This window comes from Tissierella simiarum, assembly GCF_018917865.1.
GTDB lineage: Bacteria > Bacillota > Clostridia > Tissierellales > Tissierellaceae > Tissierella_C > Tissierella_C simiarum.
Window position 1 is genome coordinate 1 of the sequence record NZ_JAHLPM010000045.1, and the last position, 1,695, is coordinate 1,695.

Below are 1,695 nucleotides of genomic sequence, written 5' to 3' on the forward strand. Positions count from 1 at the left end.
TGAACTGACCCATGTCAAGTAGACAGATAATTTAATTAAAATATTATACACATATAGATGCATGGTTTCGATATTCTAAAGGAGCCATGCATCCTAGTCTTTTTTGAAATCTTTTTTCATTGTAAAAATTAATGTATTCAACTATTCTTTCCATTAATTCTTCAAGTGATTTAAACTTTTTTCCGTAAAACATTTCAGTTTTTAATATACCAAAAAAGCCTTCCATAGGACCGTTATCTATACACTTACCAACTCTAGACATACTCTGAGTCATTCCAGTTTCTTTAATTTTACTTTTAAAGAGGTTCCCAGTATACTGGAAACCTCTATCACTGTGAAATATAGGTTTTGCATCAGGATACTTTTGGATTGCTTTATCAAACATTCTAAATACAAGCCGATTATTGTTCTTAAAGGAAAGTTCATATTCAATAATACTATTATCATAAAGATCCATAATTGGGCTTAAATAAAGCCTTCTATTATCTCCAGGAATTGAGAATTCAGTTACATCTGTAAGCCATTTTTCATTAGGAAACTTAGCAGTAAAGTCTCTTGATAAAACATTATCTTTTATATACTCGGGTTTTATTTTCTTACGATTAACTTTTTTTCTTCTAATTCTAGCTTTAATACCTAAAATATTCATAAGCCTATGAATATATCCTTTAGAGAATGATTTATGATTTAGTTTGTTTATGAAAATGGTCATCCTTCTATATCCTAGAATTCCATCAAAGGTTGAGTTGTATTCAGTAATTAGTGAACAAAGTAATTCATCTCGCTTTTCTTTTTCAGGTTTAACCCTATTTTTATGCTTATAGTACGCACTTCTTGAAACATCTAAAACTTCACACAGCATTGTTATCGTATATCCTTTGTCCTTAAAAAAATCTATTGTCTTATATTCTGATTCCTGTCTTACCTTCGAGATCGGAGTTGTTGTTCGAATTCCTCTTTTTTTTTAAGAACTTCAAGTTCAAATTCTCTTCTTTTTCTTAATGCTTTTTCTTTTTCAAGCTCAAGCTTTAACTTCTCAACTTCAGTTAAATTACTTTCATCAATTTCAGTTCTTGATTTTGGTCCACGTTTTTTATACTTAAGTGCTTCTTCTCCTTCATCCATATATGCTCTTGTCCATTTATATACAAGCGCATAGGTAATTGAATACTTATCAGCTGCATCTTTGTAACTCATATCATTTTCAATAACCCATTTTGCTATTTCTAATCTTTCTTCAAATGTAGTTTTTCTTGATTTCATGGTATAGACATCTCCTTTAGGATCATAACCATTTATTTCTATACCATTATACCATTTATTAACCCAGCTATTAATAACTCCTGTAGAAATATTATATTTAGCAGCTAATTCTGGCATTGAATATTTACCTAAAGTATATTCTTCTATTACTGACAGTTTAAACTCTTTACTATATGAACGATTCTTATTTGATGTTTCGAGTGCACTTGGTCCATGTTCTTTATATTTTAGATACCAACGACGTACAACTTCTTTTGTAGTTCCAATTTTTTTAGAAATGTCTTTAAAACTAAGATTACTTTCCTCATAATCTTTACATGCTTTAATCTTTATTTCTTTACTATACTTTGGTTTTCTTCCCATAAAAAATACCTCCAAGTAGATAGTCTATTTTAAATTAATTAAACTGTCTACTTTGGAAGTATCATATCA

2 protein-coding genes are annotated in these 1,695 nt (G+C 29.1%); both read right to left on the reverse strand.

What is annotated here, in order from left to right:
* Nucleotides 1-43: 43 nt before the first annotated feature.
* Nucleotides 44-952: an IS3 family transposase gene (locus tag KQI42_RS20660; RefSeq protein ID WP_216522728.1), complete on the reverse strand. Its 909-nt coding sequence runs from the start codon at nt 950-952 to the stop codon at nt 44-46.
* Nucleotides 922-1,626: a helix-turn-helix domain-containing protein gene (locus tag KQI42_RS20665; protein WP_216522726.1), complete on the reverse strand. Its 705-nt coding sequence runs from the start codon at nt 1,624-1,626 to the stop codon at nt 922-924. The genes KQI42_RS20660 and KQI42_RS20665 overlap by 31 nt, the downstream gene beginning before the upstream one ends.
* Nucleotides 1,627-1,695 lie beyond the last annotated feature (69 nt).